General features: G+C 59.1%; 19 protein-coding genes. 12 read left to right on the top strand and 7 right to left on the bottom strand.

Annotated features, from left to right (window positions below; genetic code table 11):
* Positions 1–4: 4 nt before the first annotated feature.
* Together dctP and BM035_RS09430 are read right to left on the bottom strand one after the other, a co-directional pair.
* A complete protein-coding gene (gene dctP / locus BM035_RS09435) occupies positions 5–1,051 on the bottom strand; it encodes a TRAP transporter substrate-binding protein DctP (protein WP_092031367.1) in 1,047 nt (348 codons plus the stop codon).
* Between the two features lie 242 nt (positions 1,052–1,293).
* Positions 1,294–2,889 carry a class I adenylate-forming enzyme family protein gene (locus BM035_RS09430; RefSeq protein ID WP_092031365.1) on the bottom strand — a complete coding sequence of 532 codons (1,596 nt, stop codon included), beginning with the start codon at positions 2,887–2,889 and terminating at the stop codon, positions 1,294–1,296.
* Positions 2,890–3,037: 148 nt separating this feature from the next.
* Between BM035_RS09430 and BM035_RS09425 the strand changes: the two genes are divergently transcribed.
* The 7 genes from BM035_RS09425 to BM035_RS09395 all read left to right on the top strand — a co-directional run bounded on the left by BM035_RS09425 (position 3,038) and on the right by BM035_RS09395 (position 10,019).
* Positions 3,038–3,832, top strand: coding sequence for an SDR family NAD(P)-dependent oxidoreductase (locus BM035_RS09425; protein WP_092031362.1), 795 nt, complete (start codon positions 3,038–3,040; stop codon positions 3,830–3,832).
* Positions 3,832–4,272 (top strand): PaaI family thioesterase, encoded by a 441-nt coding sequence (locus tag BM035_RS09420; protein ID WP_092031359.1) that lies wholly within the window; start codon positions 3,832–3,834, stop codon positions 4,270–4,272. The genes BM035_RS09425 and BM035_RS09420 overlap by 1 nt, the downstream gene beginning before the upstream one ends.
* Positions 4,273–4,319: 47 nt before the next feature.
* Positions 4,320–5,522: an acyl-CoA dehydrogenase family protein gene (locus BM035_RS09415; RefSeq protein ID WP_092031357.1), complete on the top strand. Its 1,203-nt coding sequence runs from the start codon at positions 4,320–4,322 to the stop codon at positions 5,520–5,522.
* A 163-nt stretch (positions 5,523–5,685) separates the two neighbouring features.
* Positions 5,686–6,453, top strand: coding sequence for an SDR family NAD(P)-dependent oxidoreductase (locus BM035_RS09410; protein ID WP_092031354.1), 768 nt, complete (start codon positions 5,686–5,688; stop codon positions 6,451–6,453).
* A 35-nt stretch (positions 6,454–6,488) separates the two neighbouring features.
* On the top strand, positions 6,489–7,553 hold the full coding sequence (locus BM035_RS09405) for a phosphotransferase (protein WP_092031352.1): 1,065 nt from the start codon (positions 6,489–6,491) through the stop codon (positions 7,551–7,553).
* Positions 7,550–8,329 (top strand): 5'/3'-nucleotidase SurE, encoded by a 780-nt coding sequence (gene surE, locus BM035_RS09400; RefSeq protein WP_092031349.1) that lies wholly within the window; start codon positions 7,550–7,552, stop codon positions 8,327–8,329. Before BM035_RS09405 ends, surE begins: the two co-directional genes overlap by 4 nt.
* 22 nt (positions 8,330–8,351) lie before the next feature.
* On the top strand, positions 8,352–10,019 hold the full coding sequence (locus tag BM035_RS09395) for a long-chain fatty acid--CoA ligase (RefSeq protein WP_092031347.1): 1,668 nt from the start codon (positions 8,352–8,354) through the stop codon (positions 10,017–10,019).
* A gap of 5 nt (positions 10,020–10,024) precedes the next feature.
* Here BM035_RS09395 and BM035_RS09390 read toward each other — a convergent pair whose 3' ends face one another.
* From BM035_RS09390 to BM035_RS09375, 4 genes are read right to left on the bottom strand one after another with little or no spacing between them, the layout of a single operon-like run.
* Positions 10,025–10,483 (bottom strand): MaoC family dehydratase, encoded by a 459-nt coding sequence (locus tag BM035_RS09390; protein ID WP_092031342.1) that lies wholly within the window; start codon positions 10,481–10,483, stop codon positions 10,025–10,027.
* Positions 10,484–10,504: 21 nt separating this feature from the next.
* Complete coding sequence (locus BM035_RS09385) at positions 10,505–11,263, bottom strand: class II aldolase/adducin family protein (protein WP_175497373.1); 759 nt, start codon at positions 11,261–11,263, stop codon at positions 10,505–10,507.
* 42 nt (positions 11,264–11,305) lie between these two features.
* Positions 11,306–12,442 carry an acyl-CoA dehydrogenase family protein gene (locus tag BM035_RS09380; protein ID WP_092031340.1) on the bottom strand — a complete coding sequence of 379 codons (1,137 nt, stop codon included), beginning with the start codon at positions 12,440–12,442 and terminating at the stop codon, positions 11,306–11,308.
* 10 nt (positions 12,443–12,452) lie between these two features.
* Positions 12,453–13,649: an acyl-CoA dehydrogenase family protein gene (locus BM035_RS09375; protein WP_092031337.1), complete on the bottom strand. Its 1,197-nt coding sequence runs from the start codon at positions 13,647–13,649 to the stop codon at positions 12,453–12,455.
* Between the two features lie 327 nt (positions 13,650–13,976).
* Here BM035_RS09375 and BM035_RS09370 point away from each other — a divergent pair, with 327 nt between their 5' ends.
* From BM035_RS09370 to oadA, 5 genes are all read left to right on the top strand, one after another.
* Complete coding sequence (locus tag BM035_RS09370; RefSeq protein WP_053113645.1) at positions 13,977–14,303, top strand: hypothetical protein; 327 nt, start codon at positions 13,977–13,979, stop codon at positions 14,301–14,303.
* 72 nt (positions 14,304–14,375) lie between these two features.
* Positions 14,376–14,975 (top strand): hypothetical protein, encoded by a 600-nt coding sequence (locus BM035_RS09365; protein WP_014579051.1) that lies wholly within the window; start codon positions 14,376–14,378, stop codon positions 14,973–14,975.
* A gap of 158 nt (positions 14,976–15,133) precedes the next feature.
* Positions 15,134–15,445, top strand: a complete 312-nt coding sequence (locus BM035_RS22770) for a hypothetical protein (protein WP_139216029.1) — start codon at positions 15,134–15,136, stop codon at positions 15,443–15,445.
* Between the two features lie 81 nt (positions 15,446–15,526).
* Positions 15,527–16,948: an acetyl-CoA carboxylase biotin carboxylase subunit gene (locus BM035_RS09360; protein WP_092031335.1), complete on the top strand. Its 1,422-nt coding sequence runs from the start codon at positions 15,527–15,529 to the stop codon at positions 16,946–16,948.
* 21 nt (positions 16,949–16,969) lie between these two features.
* Positions 16,970–18,769: a sodium-extruding oxaloacetate decarboxylase subunit alpha gene (gene oadA, locus BM035_RS09355; protein WP_092031332.1), complete on the top strand. Its 1,800-nt coding sequence runs from the start codon at positions 16,970–16,972 to the stop codon at positions 18,767–18,769.
* Positions 18,770–18,843: 74 nt separating this feature from the next.
* Here the strand turns inward: oadA and BM035_RS09350 are convergent, their stop codons facing one another.
* Complete coding sequence (locus BM035_RS09350) at positions 18,844–20,013, bottom strand: acyl-CoA dehydrogenase (protein WP_092031329.1); 1,170 nt, start codon at positions 20,011–20,013, stop codon at positions 18,844–18,846.
* Between the last annotated feature and the right edge of the window lie 53 nt (positions 20,014–20,066).

Raw genomic sequence — 20,066 nt, 5'->3', positions numbered from 1 at the left:
CTGATCAGAGGTAACCGAGGTCGGCCAGGTAGCCTTTCAGCATGTCCAATGCCTTCTTGGCGTTTTCGCTGCGCTTGCCTTCCTCATCCCACATGGCCTGGGCCGTGGCAACCAGCTTGTCCTGGACTTCGTCCGGCAACACATTGAGCTGCACGCCCTGTTCTTCGATGGCCTTGGCGAGGGTGATGCGCTCTTTGTACTGGTACTCGTTGGTACGGATCCAGAACTGTTCGTTCAAGGCGTCCTTGACGATGTTCTGCATGTCTTCAGGCAGCTTGTCCAAAGCCTTCTGGCTGACGATGATCACGTCGGTGCCGGCAATGTTCAGGGCAGGCTGTACATGATATTTGGCTACTTCATACAGGCCCATGCTGTAGGCGCCCTGGGCCGCGCCCCAGTGGGCACCGTCGACAATGCCGGAATCCAGCGCCGAGTAGAGTTCGCTGCCCGGAATATAGGAGGCGGCGGCGCCGGCTTCGGTCAGGAAGCTTTGGAGAGCGCCGGACGAACGGATCTTGAGGCTGGTGAAGTCGTCCCAGCTTTCGATCGGCTCTTTCACGACCATCTCCGTCGGGTAAACCTTGTCCGTGGCCCAGTAGACACCGTGCTCTGCAGCTTCGTCACGGAGCATCTGTTCGAATCCCATGTTCTGGTGGAAGTAGGCGGCTTCCCAGACATTACGGAAGGCAAACGGCAGACCTGAGGCGATACCGGCAAGTGAAACCTTGTCCTGGGCATACGATGGGGAGATGGTGCCCATTTCCAGGATGCCACGGCTGACGGCGTTGAATGTGTCCTTGGCCTTGAACAGGGCGCCGGCCTCGTAAAGCTGCAGCTTAAGACGGCCATCAGTGCGCTCTTCCAGAACGCGTTTGATGCGACCAAGGCTGTCTGTGTAGGAGCTGCTGGAGCCGGGCCAGTGGGACTGGACCTTCCAGGTTACGGTGTCTTGCGCAGCGGCCGGCGTGGCAGCCAGCGCGGCTGACAAACCAAGGGTCAGTGCCGAGGCAAAGACGGTCAGTTTTCTTCGAGCGTTGTTAACTAGAGTCATGATAGGCCTCTTTCGTTGTTGTACTTGTGCATTAAATGACTGTTTAGTTATGACCAATGGATCTTTCTTTGTTTCACTGTGCAGAATTGGCGACTGCATGGTGAATCATAGTTTTCTGAATCTAACACATGTCTTGTTTTTTGCAATAGGCGGTTGATCGGTCTTTGATTACAGAATTCATAAAAGGATAGTTCATGGGTTGAACGTCAACAGTTCCGACGGCCTATCTGTCTCGCGCCGCCTCAGGTTCCGGGCCAGTAAGGCGCGCGAAGTTCCCGTTTCAGCACCTTGCCAATGGCAGAGCGGGGCAACGTGGCACGGAATTCAATGGCCGCCAGACGCTGGGATTTTCCCAACTGTGTGTTGGCCCACTCCAGTATCCCGTGTTCGGTCTCATCACGATCGGGCTTGAGAACCACCAGGCCCAGGGGCGTTTCCCCCCATTGTTCGCTGGGAATACCGATGATCGTGGCGTCGGCTACCGCCGGATGCGACAGCAGTACTTTTTCCAGATCCACCGGATAGATGTTAAAGCCGCCGGAAATGATCATATCCTTCCGTCGATCAAGGATGTAGATAAAACCGTCCTCGTCGATTCGTCCCATGTCACCACTGCGGTAATACACCTCACCCTCCGGGCTCGTCCAGAGAATCTCCCGGGTCAGCTCCGGGCGATTCACATAGCCGCGCATCATGGAAATGGCGCGGCCCACGATCTCGCCAGTGGCGCCCCGGGGCAGCTCACGGTCATCCTCGCCAATTACTCGCACCTCCGCGCCCTGGGTGGGTACACCAACCGAGTCCCATTTGTCCGGGTGGGCAGCGCAGTCGAGGCTGGTGGATATACCGCCTTCGGTAAGGCCATAGACCTCCCTGAGGTTGCCGGGCCAGCGTGCCATGGCATCGGCAATCACCGCCGACCGCAACGGGGCACTGGTGCAGAGCTTCAGCTTGAAGCTGGAGAGGTCAAACCGGTCAAAATCCGGCTGCGCCAGGATCCGTTGGTATTGCACCGGTACCAGCATGGCGTGCGTAACACGGTGGGTTTCGGCAAGTTGCAGGAACCTGTGGGCATCAAATTTCGCCATCAGCACCAGAGTGCCGCCGTGGTAGAGCGTGGGTAACACTGAAACCAGGGTGGTGTTGGAATAAAGTGGCGTTGATACGAGGTTGATAGCCTCGCCGTCCAGCCCATAGCGGCTCATTCTGACCATCTGACGCTGGCGGAAGCGGTAATCGTGCAGGATCCCTTTGGGCGTGCCTGTGGTGCCGGAGCTGTAAATGATATTGAACGGATCGTTGAGGGTGACCGGCTCGGGCCGGGCGGTGGCCGCGGTCTGCGCCAGCCAGTCAACCAGGGAGTAATCGGCTCCGTCCAGGGCGCCGGCCAGGCTGATGATGCGCTCGCCGGGTACCTTGGTCAGCAGTGCTCGAAGGCGGCCAAACAGCTCCCGCTGTTGGCCGGAAATGAACAGAAAGCGTGCCTCGCAATCCGCCACCATCAGGGCAAGTGCTTCGGTACTGGCCATGCCAGACAGTGGCACCATACAGCCCCCGGCCACCAGAGTTCCAAGGTACAGGGCGACATCGTTCCGGCTGTTTCCTGACAAGGCAGCCACAGACTCGCCCGGTCGCAGACCGGCCTCGCGTAACCGGTTGGCAATACGGTTAACCTGGTCGACAAGGCTTCGCCAGTCCAGGGCTCCCTGTTCGTCAATCAGGGCCCGGTGGCTGCCACGGATCTGGGCGTGTTGCTGGATACGATTTCCGATTGCGTCCATGGACTCACCGGGATCGATTGGCGCATAGACCGTCATGTCTCGCTTGCCACTTTCCATTTTTTGCCCCTCAAGCGTTACCGTGTTTTATCTAGTGAAATTAACTTCCGATTATATTGACTCAAAACCAACAGGCGTGACAAATTAACTGAATGGAAAGACCCCAGCACCAGCAACAACAATGAGACAGAACGGGGAGCATCGGCATATGGGACGGTTTGATCAACGGGTAGCCATTGTCACCGGCGCCGGCAGCGGCATTGGTCGGGCGACGGCTGTGCGACTCGCTCGGGAGGGTGCGTCCGTGATCCTGGCGGATACCTCTGAGGCCGGTCTGGTGGAAACTGAAAACCAGTTGCCCGAGCAAGCCCAGCGCCTCCGACGGCTGGTGGATGTGGCCAACGAAGCCCAGGTAGATGCGTTGGTCAACGAGGCTATCGCCAGCTTCGGTCAGATAGACGTGCTATGCAATATCGCCGGCATTGCCAGTACCGGTCAGGGCCATCCGCCGGTGACCGACAACGACCGTGCCGAGTGGGACCAGGTGCTATCGGTGAACCTGACAGGCACCATGCTGCTGATCAAGCACGTGGCGCCCCACATGCAGGCCCGCAAGCTCGGCGCTATCGTCAATACTGCTTCGGTGGCAGGTATCCGATCCGGCGCGGGCGGCAACGCCTACAGTGCCTCCAAAGCCGGCGTCATCAATCTGACTATGACCGCCGCCTGTGACCTGGGCGGCGACAACGTGCGGGTAAATGCAGTGTGTCCCGGTCTGGTGGAAACCGGCATGACCCGGGCGATTTTCGACTACGCTAGGGCCAATGAAAAAGCTCATAAGCTCGGCGCCCGCTGTGAGCTGCGCCGGTACGGTAATCCGGAAGAAATCGCCGCGGCAATCCTGTTTCTGGCCAGCGACGATGCCAGCTACATCACCGGCCAGTCCTTGCCTGTGGACGGCGGCAATACCGCATCCCTTAACCTGCCAGGAATGAAAGTGTAATGAATGATCAAGAGCCCCTGTTTGCCGACGGTAAGGACCTGCCCGGCTTTCACAGCCTGCTGGGTTATCGTCAGGTGTCCTGGGAAGAAGACGAGGCAGTGCTTGAGCTGGAACTGCAGCCCCGGCACTTGAACCTGGGAGGGGTGATCCATGGGGGCGTGCTTACCTCCCTGCTGGATATTGTGCTGGCCCAGGCAGGCACCTATTGCCCCTACCCGGGGCGGATGCGTAAGGCCATCACCCTGTCCCTGACCACCACATTCACCGGGCAGTGCTCCGGAGGTACGATCAGGGTGACCGGGCGTAAGCGCGCCGGAGGCACCCGGATTTTCAACAGTACGGGTGAGGTTCATGACGACAAGGGCAGCTTGCTGGCCATCGCCGAAGGTACATTCCGGATCCGGTCCGGCAGCGACAAACCAGAGGGCGTTCCGATCTGACGGAACGGTTACCGACTTAATGCCAACAACACCAAGAGGAAGCGGACATGTTTGAACTGTCTGACAAGGCGAAACAGCTGCAGAACCAGCTGAACGAGTTCATGGATGCCTATATCTACCCGAACGAGCACAAGCATCATGAGCAGATAGAGCAGGCACAAGACCGCTGGGCGCCGGTTCCGATTATTGAGGAGCTGAAACACAAGGCCAAATCCGCCGGCCTATGGAACCTGTTCCTGCCGGAAAGCGAATTCGGCGCCGGGCTGACCAACTACGAATACGCCCACTTGTGTGAAGTGATGGGTCGCTCGGCCATGGCCCCCGAGGTGTTCAACTGTTCCGCTCCTGATACAGGCAACATGGAAACCATCGCCCGCTATGGCAATAAAGAACAGCAGGAGCAATGGCTGAAGCCTCTGCTGAATGGCGAGATCCGTTCCTGTTTCTCAATGACCGAGCCGGATGTCGCGTCGTCGGATGCCACCAATATTGCCTGTGAAATCCGCCGCGAGGGTGACGAGTACGTAATCAACGGCAAAAAGTGGTGGTCCTCCGGTGCCATGACCACCACCTCGAAGATCGCCATCGTGATGGGCAAGACCGACCCTCAGGCCGAGAAGCACAAGCAACAGTCGATGATTCTGGTGCCGCTGGATGCGCCGGGCGTGAAAATGATTCGCCCCCTTACGGTGTTCGGCTATGACCACGCTCCCCATGGCCATGCGGAGATTCACTACGAAAACGTGCGGGTGCCGGTGAGCAACATCCTGCTGGGCGAGGGCCGGGGGTTCGAGATTGCCCAGGGCCGCCTTGGGCCTGGCCGTATCCATCACTGCATGCGCACGATCGGCGTCGCCGAGCGGGCTCTGGAGCTGATGTGCAAGCGTGCCAATGCCCGGGAGGCCTTTGGCAAGCCGCTGTCCAGTTTTGATTCCATCCGCAAGGACATTGCACGCAGTCGCATCGAGATCGAGCAGGCAAGGCTGATGACTCTGAAGGCGGCACATATGATGGACACCGTCGGCAACAAGGTGGCCCGTCAGGAAATCGCGATGATCAAGGTTATTGCACCGAGCATGGCGCTGAAGGTGCTGGACCGGGCGATTCAGGTGCACGGCGGCGCCGGTGTTTCCCAGGACACCTTCCTGGCCGAAGCCTGGGCCAAGGTACGGACTCTGCGATTGGCAGACGGGCCCGATGAGGTGCATCTGGATTCTGTCGCCAAGATTGAGCTTCGCCAATATCGCTGATTGTCCGGCCCGCTGAGTCGGGCGCTTGAATGAACGGGGAGGAACCTGCCGGGACACGCCGTAAATACGTCCCTGTAGGCTTGAGCAAAACATCCATGTTTTTCACAGTCCCGACAGGTTCCTCCCCGTTCGTTCCCAAAGCTTTGAGTATGAGGACGGAACGATGACTAACCCGCTTTTTGATATGACCGGCAAGGTCGCCCTGATTACAGGCTCCACCAAAGGCATCGGCCGCGCCATTGCCGAAGAAATGGCCCGCCTGGGTGCCAAAGTCGTGATCTCCAGCCGAAAGGCCGAGGCCTGTGAGCAGGTGGCCAGTGAACTGAAAGCCCAGGGCTACGAGGCCATAGCCATTCCCTGCCATGTCGGTAAAAAAGACCAGCTGCAGAACCTGGTGGATAAAACCAACGAGGCCTGGGGCACTATCGATGTGCTGGTATGTAACGCCGCCACCAACCCTGTGTACGGCACCACCGCTGAAATGACCGACGACGCCTGGGACAAGATCATGGACACCAACGTCAAGGGCACCTTCTGGCTGACCAACATGGTGCTGCCGCAGATGGCGGAAAAAGGCGAAGGCGCTGTGGTGCTGCTGTCCAGCATCGCCGGTATCCGGGGCAACACCACCATTGGAACCTACGGCGTTTCCAAGGCCGCAGAAGCTGCCCTGGCGCGGAACCTGGCAGTGGAGTGGGGCCCGAAAGGTATCCGGATTAACAGCATCGCCCCCGGCCTGATCAAAACCGACTTTGCCCGGGCGCTGTGGGAAGACCCGGTACGGGTCAAACGCGCCGAAGACAAAACGCCGCTTCGCAGAATTGGCGACCCGGTCGATATCGCCGGCCTGGCGGTGTTTCTTTCCACCCGAGCCAGCGCCTACATCACCGGCCAGGTCATCGTAGCCGACGGCGGCGAAACGATTTGTTAGGGGCCGACGCCCCAAAACTGAAGGCAAAACAAAAAATGAGCATCACCCCAGAGCTGGTAGAAGTCCTCCCGGCCCACAAATTCGATGAGGCCAGCCTTCTGAGCTGGCTGCAGGAAGCCATACCCGGTTTCGGTACAAGGCTTGATGTCCGGCAGTTTCAGGGTGGGCAGTCCAACCCCACGTTCCTGCTGGACACCGACAGCGGCCGATACGTGCTGCGCAAAAAGCCGCCTGGCAAAACCCTTCCCTCCGCCCACATGGTAGAACGAGAGTACAAAGTCATGCGTGCCCTGTCCGAGCATACCAGTGTCCCGGTGCCGGCCACCCGGACCCTGTGTGAAGACAGTAATGTCATCGGTACGCCGTTCTATGTCATGAACTATCTTGAGGGCCGCATCGTCAGCCACTCTGCCCTGCGGGCGCTGGATCGTCACGAACGGTTACCGGCCCATCACTCCGCCATCGACACCTTGGCGCAACTGCATTCGGTGGATGTGAATGCGGTTGGCCTCGGCGATTTTGGCCGTCCGGAAGGCTATGTCGCCCGGCAGGTTGCCCGGTGGAGCAAACAGTACCTGGCATCAAAAACCGACGACCTGCCGGCGATGGACAAACTCATGGCCTGGCTGCCCGAGAATCTGCCCTCCACCGACGAGTGCGCCATTGCCCATGGCGATTACCGGTTTGGCAACCTGATGCTGGCGCCGGACCGGCCCGAGGTAATTGCAATCCTCGACTGGGAACTCTCCACCCTTGGCCACCCACTGGCGGACCTGGCCTACTATTGTCTGCCGTATTACCTGCCGTCGGATCTGGAAGGCATGCGCGGACTGCAGGGGGAAGATCTGGAAGCATTGGGTATTCCCGATGAGCAGGAAACCATAGCCCGGTACTGCCGGCAGACCGGCCGGGATGGCATTGCTGACTGGCACGTGTTCCTGGCGTTTTCCCTGTTCCGGCTGGCGTCTATTCTTCAGGGCGTCTACAAACGAGCGCTGGATGGCAATGCGGCCAATGCCAATGCCCTGGACGTGGGCCGGCGCGCGAGCCTGCTGGCTGACGTCGGCTGGCGGATTGCCAGTGAGGGTCCATCGTCATGAACGAACCCATCGTCAAACGCATCCTGATCACCAATGATGACGGCATCAACGCACCAGGCCTGAAAGTGCTCGAGCAGATCGCCCGCAACCTCGCGGAGGAGGTCTGGGTGGTGGCGCCGGAGCATGACCGCAGCGGTGCCGGCCAGAGTATCTCCATTCATGATCCTTTGCGCGTTTATGAACAGGATGACAGGCGCTATGCGGTCTCCGGTACCCCGGCGGACTGTGTGCTCTATTCACTGGCCCGGTGGTTCGGGGAAACCCCGCCGGATCTGGTGCTTTCCGGGGTGAACTGCGGCGCCAATATCAGCGATTCCGTGCAGTATTCCGGCACTGTCGGCGCGGTGCTGAGTGCCGAACACATGGGCATACCTGCCATGGCACTGAGCCAGGCGTTTCTGAGTCGCGAAGGCGTGGACTGGTCGCCGGTTTCCATTTATGGCGAAGCCGTCATCAGGCGGTTGTGGCAGCCAGGCCTGAATCGGGCCTGGAACGTGAATTTTCCGGCCTGCGAGGCGGCTGCCATCACCCAGGCTCGCTGGTGCCGGGAGTCCAATGGCTCGATACAGCGCGCCCTTCTGCTGGCGGGCCAGGATGCCCGCAGCCTGCCGTACTGGTGGCTGGGGTTTGATCGCAGCTCCCGGCACATTGTGGCGCCCGATGAAGACGCCAGCGTGCTGCGGGACAAAGCCATCGCCATTACGCCATTACGCCACCAGGACCGCCTGCCCGGCGGCGCTGACGATTTTGATTTGGCCGCGTCAGCGGCCCACTGAACCGAAAAAGGGGATCACAACAATGTCATTTACCCGCCATTACGCCGTGTGGCCGAGGGAATTGCCCAAAAGCCTGGCCTTGCCACGAACCAGCGTGTTTACCAACCTTGAGATTTCAGCGCGGCGCTATCCGGACCGTAACGCCATTGTTTTCTACGATGCACCCATGACCTACCGCCAGCTGTTCCGGGAAGTCGAGGCCATGGCCGGCTACCTGCAAGCCCAGGGCGTCGCTAAAGGTGATCGGGTGTTGCTGTACATGCAGAACTCCCCGCAATACGTCATTGCTTATTACGCCATTCTGCGGGCGGATGCCGTGGTAATCCCTGTCAATCCGATGAACCGAGCGGCAGAACTGGAGCACTTTATTGCTGATACCGGTGCCAACGTCTGCCTTGTAGGTCAGGAACTGGCCGGCTTTATTGCCCCGTTGTTGGAGACCACCGATCTCAACCACATCGTGGTAGCTTCCTACAACAGCTACATCGCCCCGGACACCGACCTGGCCTTGCCAGCGGAAGTCGCTGCTCCGGTCTGGTCGCAGGAACTGGCCGGCATGGTCAGCTGGGAACAGGCGCTGGCGGAAGGCCATGCGCCCTCCGCGCACACCGCCGGCCCGTCCGATCTCGCCGTGATTCCCTACAGTTCCGGCACCACTGGCGCCCCGAAGGGTTGCATGCATACTCATCGCAGCGTGATGGCTACCGCCGTGCACCGGGCCTTCTGGAACCTGAGCACCGCGAGTACGGTGCAGCTGGCCACCTTGCCATTCTTCCACGTCACCGGCATGACCGGTTCCATGAACAGCCCCATCTACAGCGGCTCCACTACAGTGATCATGACTCGCTGGGAGCGGACCACTGCGGCGCGGCTGATCGAGCGGTATAAAGTCACTGGCTGGACCAACATTGTCACTATGGCGGTGGACTTCCTCTCCAACCCCGACATCGGCCGGTACGACCTGTCGAGTCTCACCACCATCGGCGGGGGTGGGGCAGCGATGCCAGAGGCCGTGGCCGCCAAGCTCAAGACCATGACCGGTCTTGATTATATTGAGGGGTATGGCCTGTCAGAAACCATGGCAGCCACCCACATCAACCCCTCGAACCGCCCGAAGCCCCAGTGCCTCGGGATCCCGGTGTTTGATGTCGACAGCCGGATCGTTGATGTCGACACCCTTCAGGAAAAAGGCCCTGGCGAGACCGGTGAGATTGTCTCCAGCGGGCCGCAGGTTACCATCGGGTACTGGAACCGGCCCGCGGAAACCGAAGCTGCGTTTGTGGAGATCGATGGCAAGCAGTTTTTCCGCACCGGCGATCTGGGTTACTACGATGAGGAGGGCTATTTCTTCATGGTCGACCGGGTCAAGCGGATGATCAACGCATCCGGTTACAAGGTCTGGCCGTCCGAGGTGGAGGGCCTGATGTACCGCCATCCCGGGATTCATGAGGTCTGCATTATTTCCTCGCCGGATCCGAAGCGCGGTGAGACCGTGAAGGCCTGCATCGTGCTGACTCCGGAGGCGGAGGGAAAAACGAGCGAAGAGGACATCATCGCCTGGTGCAAGGAGCAGATGGCTGCCTACAAGATTCCTACCCTGATCGATTTTGTCGACCAGTTGCCAAAGTCGCCAACCGGCAAGCTGATGTGGCGGGCGCTGCAGGAAGAGGAGTGGGAAGCGAAGTCCTGAGCGACTCAGCTCCGCACATACATGGCGAGATGTTCGGCGACACAGGCGGGCTTTTCCCCGCCTCGGATTTCCAGGGTGGTGCGATAGGTGGCCAGCGTCCGCTGCTCATCTACCCTGGTCACGTCCAGCAGCTCCATTTTGCTTCGGATCTGCGCGCCGGCCTTTACCGCTGCCGGGAAGCGCAGCTTGTTAAGCCCGTAATTGATACTGGCGCTCTTGCCTTGCACATTGATGACCTGTTGATTCAACAGGGGAATCAGTGATGCTGTAAGAAATCCGTGCGCCACGGTGCTCTTCCAGGGAGACTCTCGCCTGGCTCTCTCCACATCAAGATGTATCCATTGATGATCGCCAGTGGCATCGGCGAAGGCCTGTATCATTTCCTGGCTGATGGTTTTCCAGGGACTGTGGCCAATCACCGAGTTCTTGTGATGGGCCAGATCGTCCAGTTGCACTGTCAGCATAGTCGCAGTCCCCGCTGGGCGTCAGACCGCATAACCCGGATTCTTGCTGTCCAGAAGTCGAATCAGTGCCGGCCAGGTCAGTTTCGCTGCCATGCCCAATTGTTGCGACTGCTCGGCGGTGGTGCGAATGGCCTGTTCCGAGGGTAGGTGGGTGGGGCCACAGCTCTGGGCCTTGACCTGGATCTCGCAGGCTTTCATGAGGAAATACAGGTAGGTGAAGGTTTCCGGTACATCCTTGCCTGCGGTCAGCACGCCGTGGTTGCGCAGTATCATCATGGACCGGTTCCCCAGGTCCCGGATCAGCCGATCGCGTTCCTCCAGATTGAGTGCCACGCCTTCGTACTCGTGATAGCAGAGGTGGTCGAGACACAGCATCGCGGTCTGGCTCAGGGGCAGCAGGCCGTCCCGGTGGGCCGAGACCGCCACGCCATCGGGCGCGTGCAGATGCATCACTGCGCCGGCATCGTCCCGGCCCATATGCACCGCGCTGTGAATGGTGAAACCGGCGGGATTGACGCGTCCCAGGCCGGCAGCTTCCACCACTTTGCCTTCCTGGTCGACCTTGACCAGCGACGAGGCGGTAATCTCGTGAAACAGCAGCCCGTAAGGGTTTATCAGGAAGTGGTGATCCGGCCCGGGTACCCGGGCCGATAGATGGGTGAACACCAGATCATCCCAGCCGAACAGGGCCACCAGCCGATAGGCGGCGGCCAACTCGGTGCGGACCTGCCCCTCGGCTTTCCTGAGATCCTGTTCCGTTGACGGTTCATTTGTTGTCATTATTGATCTCTTCGGGCCCAAAACTTCATTTTTTGCGGACCCTTACTTCAGCAGGGCCGCAAAGCGCTCCAGATGGAAGTCGTCGTCGCCCAGTTGATGGTTGATCATCACCAGCCGCTTGGCGTAGTGGGCAAAGTTGTACTCCCAGGTCATACCGATACCGCCGTGGGACTGGATGCCCTGCTCGGAAATGAACTGGCCACTGCGGCCAATCACATTCTTGGCGGCGGCCAGGATCCGGCGGCGCTCGTCACTCTGGGGCTCGTCCGCCACGCTGGCGGCCAGTATTGCCATGGAACGGGCCTGTTCCAGCTCCGACATCATGTCCACCATTCGGTGCTGCAGCACCTGGAACTTGCCGATGGGCACGCCAAACTGCTTACGCTGTTTCAGGTACTCCAGTGTCAGCTCGCAAGCGATCTCCATGGCACCGACGGCTTCACCACACAGAGCGGCAATGGCACGTCCTGCCTGATACTCGATGACATCAGCAGCCTTGCCTTCCTGTCCGAGCAAGGCGTCCGGGCCCAGCCTGACGTTGTTCAGGAACAGGTCGCAGCCCTTGGAGCCATCAATAGTCGGGTAAGTGCGGCGTTCGACGCCCTCGGTCTCCGGTGCGACCAGGAACAGACTGATGCCGTCAGAATCGTTGCTTTCACCCGAAGTGCGGGCCGAGACCACCAGCACGTCGGCGCAGTGCCCACCAATGACTACGGCCTTGCGACCGTTCAGCACGTAGCCGTCACCGGATTTCTCAGCCCGGGTTTCGACATCGTTCAGGTTGTAAAAACTCTGGGGCTCCTGAAGTCCTGCAGCCGCGCGCATCTCGCCGCTGGCGATACCGCCGAGCCACTGCTCATGCTGTACGGCGTTGCCGGCTTGGCTGATCAGCCCGCCGCTCAAGACGACAGACTGCAAGTAGGGCTCAATGCACAGGCCGCGACCCAGTTCGGTCATCACGCTCTGCACTTCCACGCCACTGCCGCCAAAACCACCGAGTTCCTCGGGGAAGGGCACTGCAGTGAGGCCCAGTTCACCCAGCTGTTTCCAGAAGTCGGCGCTGAAGCCGAGCTCCGATTCGCTGTATTCGAGCCGCTTTTCAAAACTGTATTCACCGCGCACCAGGCGGGCCACGGTGTCCTGCAGCATCTGCTGTTCTTCGTTGAGTCGGAAATCCATGGTCGCCTCCTTAAAGCCCGAGAATCATTTTCGACACGATGTTCTTCTGGATCTCGTTGGACCCGCCGAAAATCGACAGCTTGCGGTTGTTGAAGTATTGGGCAGACAGTGGTGCGGCGTTTTCGTCGGAGAGGAAATCGCCGTCGTAATCCAGGTCCAGTTCCTCTTCCACAAATGGAATGGCGTACGGTCCAATGGCCCGACGCGCCAGGTCATTGATCGCCTGGCGGATTTCGGTGCCGCGGACTTTCAGCATCGAGCTTTCTGCGCCCGGTACGCCGCCGCCTTCCACTGAGGCAATAATGCGCAGGTTGCTGATGGCGGCGGCCATCAGGTCAATCTCGACCTGGGCGATACGCTGGCTGAACGAGGCATCTTCGATCAGCGGTCGACCATTCTTGAGGCGGCGGCTGGCCAGCTCCTTGAGGTGCTGGAGTGCCGCCTTGGAAATGCCGATGCCGGCGAGGCCGGTGCGTTCATAGGTCAGCAGGTACTTGGCATAGGTCCAACCCTTGTCTTCCTCGCCTACCAGATTTTCCACGGGGACTTTAACGTCTTCGAAAAACACCTCGTTTACTTCGTGCTCACCGTCCAGGGTGATGATCGGACGTACGGTAATGCCCGGAGTGTTCATGTCGATCAGCAGGAATGAAATGCCTTCCTGGGCCTTCACTTCTGTGTTGGTGCGCACCAGGCAGAAAATCATGTTGGCGTGTTGGCCCAGGGTGGTCCAGGTTTTCTGACCATTGACTATGTAATGATCACCCTCGCGAACGGCGCGGGTTTTCAGGGACGCCAGGTCGGAGCCGGCCCCTGGCTCTGAATAGCCCTGGCACCACCAGTCCTCACCGCTAAGGATTCGCGGCAGGTAGCGCTGTTTCTGCTCTTCGGTGCCGAATTTGATAATCACCGGCGCCACCATGTTGACACCGAAGGGCACCGAGCGCGGTGCTCCGTAACGGGCAGACTCTTCATCCCAAATGTGTTTCTGGACAGGACCCCAGTTAACGCCGCCATAAACTTCTGGCCAGTGGGTGGCGTACCAGCCCTTTTCGCTGAGAATCTTTTGCCAGCGTTGATGATCCTGTTTGGATAGGCGGCGGAACCCCTTTACCTTGGCGGCAATATCCGCGGGTAGTTTCTCATCCAGAAAGGCCCGGACTTCATCACGGAAGGCGAGTTCCTCAGCAGTGTAGTTCAAGTTCATGGGCAACCTCGTTTGCTGAAAAGCGAAAATACGTACCGCATAGCAGAATGTGCCAATGATCGAAGATTGTGATGGCTTCTGTCAACAATAATGTAAAAGCCTGTACCGCTAGGCGAAATTGATTAAATTTTAGTGCTTAAACACCTGGCCCCGGAAAAAGTCAATCCATCCGGTTTGGCTCGGCATCGGGCCATTCGGCAGGGCAGCCTGCCCCCATCGCCGGTGCACATTGCGCAGTTTTAACCTTGTCGGGAGCTTGCATTGCCCTCAAAAGGCTATATGTTTGAAAGGGACGAGCCGTTCAAATAACGATAGCAGAGCCTCACTATGTCGAGTTGCTCCATCAACAGAAGCACTCTGAAGCTCAGCCTCCTGGCTGTGTTGGTTGCGGGTCTGTTTGTGGTTTTTCTCAACGGTTCGTCTCACCCGGCACTGGATCCACAGCTAGACGATCACTTAACGCCCACGCTGATATCAGTTGACGGGACAGGCGATCCCTCGTCGCCGGATGCATCCGTCTCGATCACCTCACCTCTTCTGTTCCCCGGAGGAGGATTCCGGGCTGTCTTCTCGGCCAGCCTCGATTTCATTCAGCCACCGCTCCGGCTGCTTAGCTACCCGGTGCTGCCTCAGGGCCCGCCCAGCCTCGTTTAACTCTGACCATTACGGATTTGTCCCTGTGGACACAGGGAACTCCAACCTGAATTCAGATTCACGAGGTTTACCATGAACAGTGTATTCAACGCATTGCCAGTACAGGATCTGGGACGCACCGGCGCGTTACCCACCGCCAAACCCCTGTCTCATATAGGAAGCGAGGATTCGGCAGTCCACCTGCTGACAGACTTCTCCGAGCAGCGCCTGTCCGTTTTGAGTTCCGATATGTCCGTTTCGGAGGCGAGGTTGTGGATGAGACTTGCCGATACGTCTTTCAAGGTGGTGGAAAACCAGGCGGGGGATTGTCTGGGCATTCTGGCCATCGAAGATGTGAACGGCGAGAAGGCCATGAGTGTCGCCCATCGACAAGGAGTGCCCCTCAAGGACGTTCGGGTCCGCGATATCATGCGCCCGATAAGTGAGCTGCCGGCTATCCATTATCAGGATTTGCGGGCGGCAACCGTGGGCGACCTGGTCAGCACATTCCGTGAGGTTCATGAAGGCTATCTGCTTGTGCTGGATGACGACCGGCATCAGCCTTCCCGTTCCTATCTCCGGGGACTGGTCTGTGCCGAAGAGCTTCTGCAGCGGCTGGACCTGGCGATCGATCTGGAGCATCGGGCAACCAAGTTCTATGAGATCGTCCACGTGGTGAAAGGCGGCTTCTAGTCTGGCAGCTGCCATCGGCGCTCCCCGGGGCGCCGATGATTCCCATGGAACCGGGAAAGCATCGAAAAAAACGATGTTTATTACCCAGAAAACCGTATTGAACCGATGCCGTAATCACGTGACACTCTCTACGACTTTAGTCACATCAAAGGACGCCCATGCAGGACGCCCAACAAAAATGCCGGACGCAGGCGTTAAGCCTCTTCATAATTCTGGCATTGGGCCTGGTTTCATTGCCTACCCATTCTTCGGACTCTGCGCCAGCCCCCCTGTCCTGTGATGCGGCTTTCTGCCCGTTATTGTCGGATGTGACAAGCGACGGTGGTCAGGAGGGAGGGCTTTCCCATGGCAACCGCATGCGGGATTTCAGTCTTCACCCGGCCGGTGTCCTTCCGGGCATCAGGGGCTATTCGGGCGTGGTGCATTGCGCCAGCTTTCCGGTCCTGCCGCAGGCGCCACCTGGCATCTGAGCTTTTGCTGACTGAAGGGCGTGCCTGCCCTTCGAACCAACCTTTCGATTTAAACGACTTCCATCACCTGGAGGATTTTCCATGGCTATTCGGAAGCTGCTGATCGCCAATCGCGGAGAGATTGCGGTCAGGATTGCCCGGGCCTGCAGCGAACTGGGCATCCGCTCGGTCGCTATTCATTCGGAGGCTGACGAGTACTCCCTGCACGTCAAAAAAGCCGACGAAGCTTATCAGATCAGCAAGGACCCCCTGTCGGGATACCTTAACCCCCACCATATTGTGAATATGGCGGTGGAAACCGGCTGCGATGCACTGCATCCCGGCTATGGTTTCCTGTCGGAGAATGCGGAACTGGCTGCGATTTGTGAGCAGCGAGGTATTACGTTCGTGGGACCGTCGGCGAATGCTATTTCATCCATGGGCGACAAAACCCAGGCCCGCCAGACGGCCCTTGCCGCGGGGGTCCCGGTAACGCCGGGTTCTGAAGGCAACCTTGCCGATGTCGAGGATGCCGTCGCCCAGGCCGCCGATATCGGCTATCCGGTGATGCTGAAGGCCACCTCCGGTGGGGGTGGGCGAGGCATTCGCCGGTGCGATAATGAAAAAGAGCTTCGCCAGAACTTCGAGCGGGTAATCTCCGAGGCCACCAAAGCCTTTGGCAGTGCCGAGGTGTTCCTTGAGAAGTGCATCATCGAGCCCCGTCACATCGAGGTCCAGATCCTGGCTGACATCCACGGCAACGTGGTGCATCTGTACGAGCGGGACTGTTCGATCCAGCGCCGCAACCAGAAGCTGATTGAGCTGGCGCCGTCGCCGCAGCTTGAGGAAAGTCAGCGCGAATACATCGGCGATCTGGCCAAACGGGTGGCGAAGCAGTGTGGTTACGTAAATGCCGGCACTGTCGAGTTCCTGCTGGACCACGATGGCAGCTTTTATTTCATGGAAATGAATACCCGGGTTCAAGTTGAGCACACCATCACCGAGGAGATCACCGGGGTGGATATCATCAAGGCGCAGATACGGATCGCCGCCGGCGAACCACTGGGCCTCAAGCAGGAAGACATCTCCTACCGGGGCTTTGCTGCCCAGTTCCGCATCAACGCCGAAGATCCGAAGAACGGCTTTCTGCCGAGTTTCGGCCGCATCAGCCGCTACTATTCCGCCGGCGGTCCGGGCGTGCGCACCGATGCCAATATGTATACCGGTTACGAGATTCCCCCGTATTACGACTCCATGTGCGCCAAGCTGATTGTCTGGGCCATGGACTGGGACGAGCTGATTGCCCGCTCCCGCCGTGCTCTCGGCGATATGGGCATTTACGGCGTCCAAACCACCATCCCCTATTACAAGCAGATTCTCGAGCACCCGGATTTCCAGGCCGCTGACTTCAATACCGGCTTTGTGGAACGTAACCCCCAATTGCTTGAGTACAGCAGCAAAACCCGCCCGGAATCCATCGCCACAGCCATTGGCGCAGCCATTGCGGCGCAGGCGGGCCTGTAAAAGAACATCGGAGAGATCCCAATGACCAAGCGCAAGATTCATATTACCGACGTTATTCTCAGGGACGCCCACCAATCTCTGATCGCCACCCGGATGCGCACGGAAGACATGCTTCCGGCCTGCGAGTGGCTGGACCAGGCCGGCTACTGGTCCCTGGAGTGCTGGGGGGGTGCCACGTTTGACGCCTGTGTGCGTTTCCTGAAGGAAGATCCCTGGGAGCGCCTGCGGACCCTGAGAAAGGCCCTGCCCAATACCCGCCTGCAGATGTTGCTGCGCGGCCAGAACCTGCTGGGCTATCGCCATTATGGCGATGACGTGGTTGAGGCATTCGTGGCCAAGGCTGCCGAAAATGGCATGGATGTGTTCCGCATTTTTGATGCCCTGAACGATGTGCGCAATCTCGAAACCAGCATCAAGGCGGTCAAGAAGGCTGGCAAGCATGCACAGGGCACCATCTGCTACACCGTGAGTCCGGTACATGGCACTGATGCCTATCTGGAGCAGGCCAGGGCCATGGCTGACATGGGCGCGGACAGCATCGCGATCAAGGACATGGCAGGGCTGCTGACGCCGGCGGTAACCGCTGAGCTGGTCGGTAAGCTGAAGCAGACCCTCAATCTGCCCGTTTTCCTGCACTCCCACGCCACCTCGGGCATGGCGCCCATGTGTCAGTGGGCGGCCATGGAAGCAGGCGTTGACCATATTGATACCGCGCTGTCGGCCTTTGCCGGCGGCACCAGTCATCCGCCCACGGAATCACTGGTGGCGGCGCTGCACGATGCCGGTCTGGAGACCGGGCTGAACCTGGAGCTGCTGGACAAGGCCACGCGCCATTTCCGGGAAGTGCGCAAGAAGTATCACCAGTTCGAGAGTGCCTATAACGGTGTTGATACCTCGGTGCTCCTGTCCCAGGTGCCCGGTGGCATGATGTCCAATCTCGCCAACCAGTTGAAGGAGCAGGGCGCGCTGGATCGCATCCAGGACGTATTCGAGGAAATTCCGCGGGTTCGAAAGGATCTTGGTTACCCGCCGCTGGTAACACCCACCTCCCAGATTGTGGGTACCCAGGCGGTGATCAACGTGCTTGCCGGCAAGCGCTACGAGTCCATCACGAACGAGGTGAAGAAGTACCTCCAGGGCTGGTACGGCAAGGCGCCTGCCGCGGTCGACACGGCACTCCAGCAGCGCGCCGTCGGCAAGGAAGATCTTATTGAAGAGCGCCCGGCTAACCTGATCCCCCGGGAGCTGGACGAGCTGCGCAAACAGGTGGGCGATCTGGCCACCAGCGAAGAGGACGTGCTCACGTACGCCATGTTCCCGGATCAGGCCAAGGCGTATCTTGAGCAGCGGCGTGACGGCACGCTGCAGCCGGAGCCCCTGGAGCCGATTCCCACCGGTTCTTCTGGCGGCTCGGTCTCCAGCAAATTCAAGATCACGGTTCATGGTGAGAGCTACGATATCCACGTCACCGGCGCCAACCCCTCCGGTGAGAATGAGCGTCGTTTCTACATGACCGTCGATGGGGTGCCGGAGGAAATCCACCTGGCTTCGCTGGGCGAAGACGGCGAGGGTGCGCGGTCCAGTGGTGGCCGGGCCACCGCCACCAAGGAAGGTCATGTAACCACAAGCATGCCCGGCAACATCGTGGATGTGCTGGTGAAGGAAGGTGACGAGGTTCAGGCCGGCGATCCGGTGCTGATCATCGAGGCCATGAAGATGGAAACCGAAGTAAAGGCGACCACGGCCGGAAAGGTTTCCGGCGTGTTTATTGCCAAGGGTGATCGTGTGGTGCCCGGAGAAGTTCTGGTCGAGATCGATTAGGTTCGCCAGAGCGTGATGCAGAACGGCCCCTCATTTTGAGGGGCCGTTTTCGTTTGGGGGTTAACCGGGCGAGATCAACTGAAAGCCGGAATACCGGTCTGGCCCCGCCCCAGAATCAGGGCGTGGACATCGTGCGTACCTTCATAGGTATTTACGGCTTCGAGGTTCATCACGTGGCGGATCACGTGGTACTCGTCGGAAATGCCGTTGCCGCCGTGCATGTCCCTGGCAACCCGGGCGATGTCCAGGGCTTTGCCACAGTTGTTGCGCTTGAGCAGTGAAATGGCATCCGGCGTTGCCGTGCCGGCATCCATCATGCGGCCGAGTTGAAGAACCGACTGAAGGCCGATGGTGATCTCGGTCTGCATATCCACCAGCTTTTTCTGGATAAGCTGGTTGGCCGCCAGGGGCTTGCCGAACTGCTTGCGCTCCAGGGTGTAGTTGCGGGCCGCGTGCCAGCAGAACTCGGCGGCGCCCAGTGAGCCCCAGCTGATGCCGAAGCGGGCTTTGTTGAGGCAGCTGAACGGGCCTTTTAACCCTTCCACTTCCAGGTGGTTCTCTTCCGGAACGAACACCTCGTCCATAAAGATGGAGCCGGTTTCCGATGCGCGCAGGGAGAATTTTCCCTGGATCTTTGGCGTGTCCAGACCTTTGGCGCCCTCGCGCTCAATCACAAAGCCGTTCACCTTTCCGTCCAGTTTGGCCCAGACCACGCAGACATCTGCAATCGGAGAGTTGGTGATCCAGGTTTTTGAACCGCTCAGCAGGTACCCGCCGTCGACCTTTTTGGCTCGGGTTTCCATGCCGCTGGGGTCGGACCCGTGATTGGGTTCGGTCAGACCAAAGCAGCCAACGTACTCGCCGGAGGCCAGCTTGGGCAGGATGCGTTTTTTCATCGCTTCCTTACCGTAGGAATAGATCGGGTACATGACCAGGGAAGACTGAACGCTCAGGGCCGAGCGGTAGGCCGAGTCCACCCTCTCCACTTCCCGGGCAATCAGGCCGTAGCAGACATGGTTCAGCCCGGGCCCACCGTATTCTTCCGGTAGGGTCGCGCCCAGCATGCCGAGTTCACCCATCTGGTTAAAGATGGTGCGATCGAACGTTTCATGGCGGTTGGCCTCGGTGATGCCAGGCATCAGTTGCTCATCACAGAAGCTGCGGATGCTGTCTCGAACCTGACGCTCGGTTTCATCCAGTTGGGAATCGAAACCGAGCAGATCATTCCAGGGTGCGGAAGCCATTTTGTACTCTCCTGAAAGCGAATATCGAAAGTCCGGTTCTAGGGCTGCCGGAC

It is taken from the genome of Marinobacter sp. DSM 26671, assembly GCF_900112835.1.
Classification (GTDB): Bacteria; Pseudomonadota; Gammaproteobacteria; order Pseudomonadales; family Oleiphilaceae; genus Marinobacter; species Marinobacter flavimaris.
Note: the sequence above shows the minus strand (reverse complement) of the source record. Positions and strands in the feature narration are given on the sequence as shown.

Excerpts from the sequence above, each read along its gene's own strand:
- dctP (WP_092031367.1), bottom strand. The coding sequence starts at position 1,051 with ATGACTCTAGTTAACAACGCTCGAAGAAAACTGACCGTCTTTGCCTCG.
- BM035_RS09430 (WP_092031365.1), bottom strand. The coding sequence starts at position 2,889 with ATGGAAAGTGGCAAGCGAGACATGACGGTCTATGCGCCAATCGATCCC.
- BM035_RS09425 (WP_092031362.1), top strand. The coding sequence starts at position 3,038 with ATGGGACGGTTTGATCAACGGGTAGCCATTGTCACCGGCGCCGGCAGC.
- BM035_RS09420 (WP_092031359.1), top strand. The coding sequence starts at position 3,832 with ATGAATGATCAAGAGCCCCTGTTTGCCGACGGTAAGGACCTGCCCGGC.
- BM035_RS09415 (WP_092031357.1), top strand. The coding sequence starts at position 4,320 with ATGTTTGAACTGTCTGACAAGGCGAAACAGCTGCAGAACCAGCTGAAC.
- BM035_RS09410 (WP_092031354.1), top strand. The coding sequence starts at position 5,686 with ATGACTAACCCGCTTTTTGATATGACCGGCAAGGTCGCCCTGATTACA.
- BM035_RS09405 (WP_092031352.1), top strand. The coding sequence starts at position 6,489 with ATGAGCATCACCCCAGAGCTGGTAGAAGTCCTCCCGGCCCACAAATTC.
- surE (WP_092031349.1), top strand. The coding sequence starts at position 7,550 with ATGAACGAACCCATCGTCAAACGCATCCTGATCACCAATGATGACGGC.
- BM035_RS09395 (WP_092031347.1), top strand. The coding sequence starts at position 8,352 with ATGTCATTTACCCGCCATTACGCCGTGTGGCCGAGGGAATTGCCCAAA.
- BM035_RS09390 (WP_092031342.1), bottom strand. The coding sequence starts at position 10,483 with ATGCTGACAGTGCAACTGGACGATCTGGCCCATCACAAGAACTCGGTG.
- BM035_RS09385 (WP_175497373.1), bottom strand. The coding sequence starts at position 11,263 with ATGACAACAAATGAACCGTCAACGGAACAGGATCTCAGGAAAGCCGAG.
- BM035_RS09380 (WP_092031340.1), bottom strand. The coding sequence starts at position 12,442 with ATGGATTTCCGACTCAACGAAGAACAGCAGATGCTGCAGGACACCGTG.
- BM035_RS09375 (WP_092031337.1), bottom strand. The coding sequence starts at position 13,649 with ATGAACTTGAACTACACTGCTGAGGAACTCGCCTTCCGTGATGAAGTC.
- BM035_RS09370 (WP_053113645.1), top strand. The coding sequence starts at position 13,977 with ATGTCGAGTTGCTCCATCAACAGAAGCACTCTGAAGCTCAGCCTCCTG.
- BM035_RS09365 (WP_014579051.1), top strand. The coding sequence starts at position 14,376 with ATGAACAGTGTATTCAACGCATTGCCAGTACAGGATCTGGGACGCACC.
- BM035_RS22770 (WP_139216029.1), top strand. The coding sequence starts at position 15,134 with ATGCAGGACGCCCAACAAAAATGCCGGACGCAGGCGTTAAGCCTCTTC.
- BM035_RS09360 (WP_092031335.1), top strand. The coding sequence starts at position 15,527 with ATGGCTATTCGGAAGCTGCTGATCGCCAATCGCGGAGAGATTGCGGTC.
- oadA (WP_092031332.1), top strand. The coding sequence starts at position 16,970 with ATGACCAAGCGCAAGATTCATATTACCGACGTTATTCTCAGGGACGCC.
- BM035_RS09350 (WP_092031329.1), bottom strand. The coding sequence starts at position 20,013 with ATGGCTTCCGCACCCTGGAATGATCTGCTCGGTTTCGATTCCCAACTG.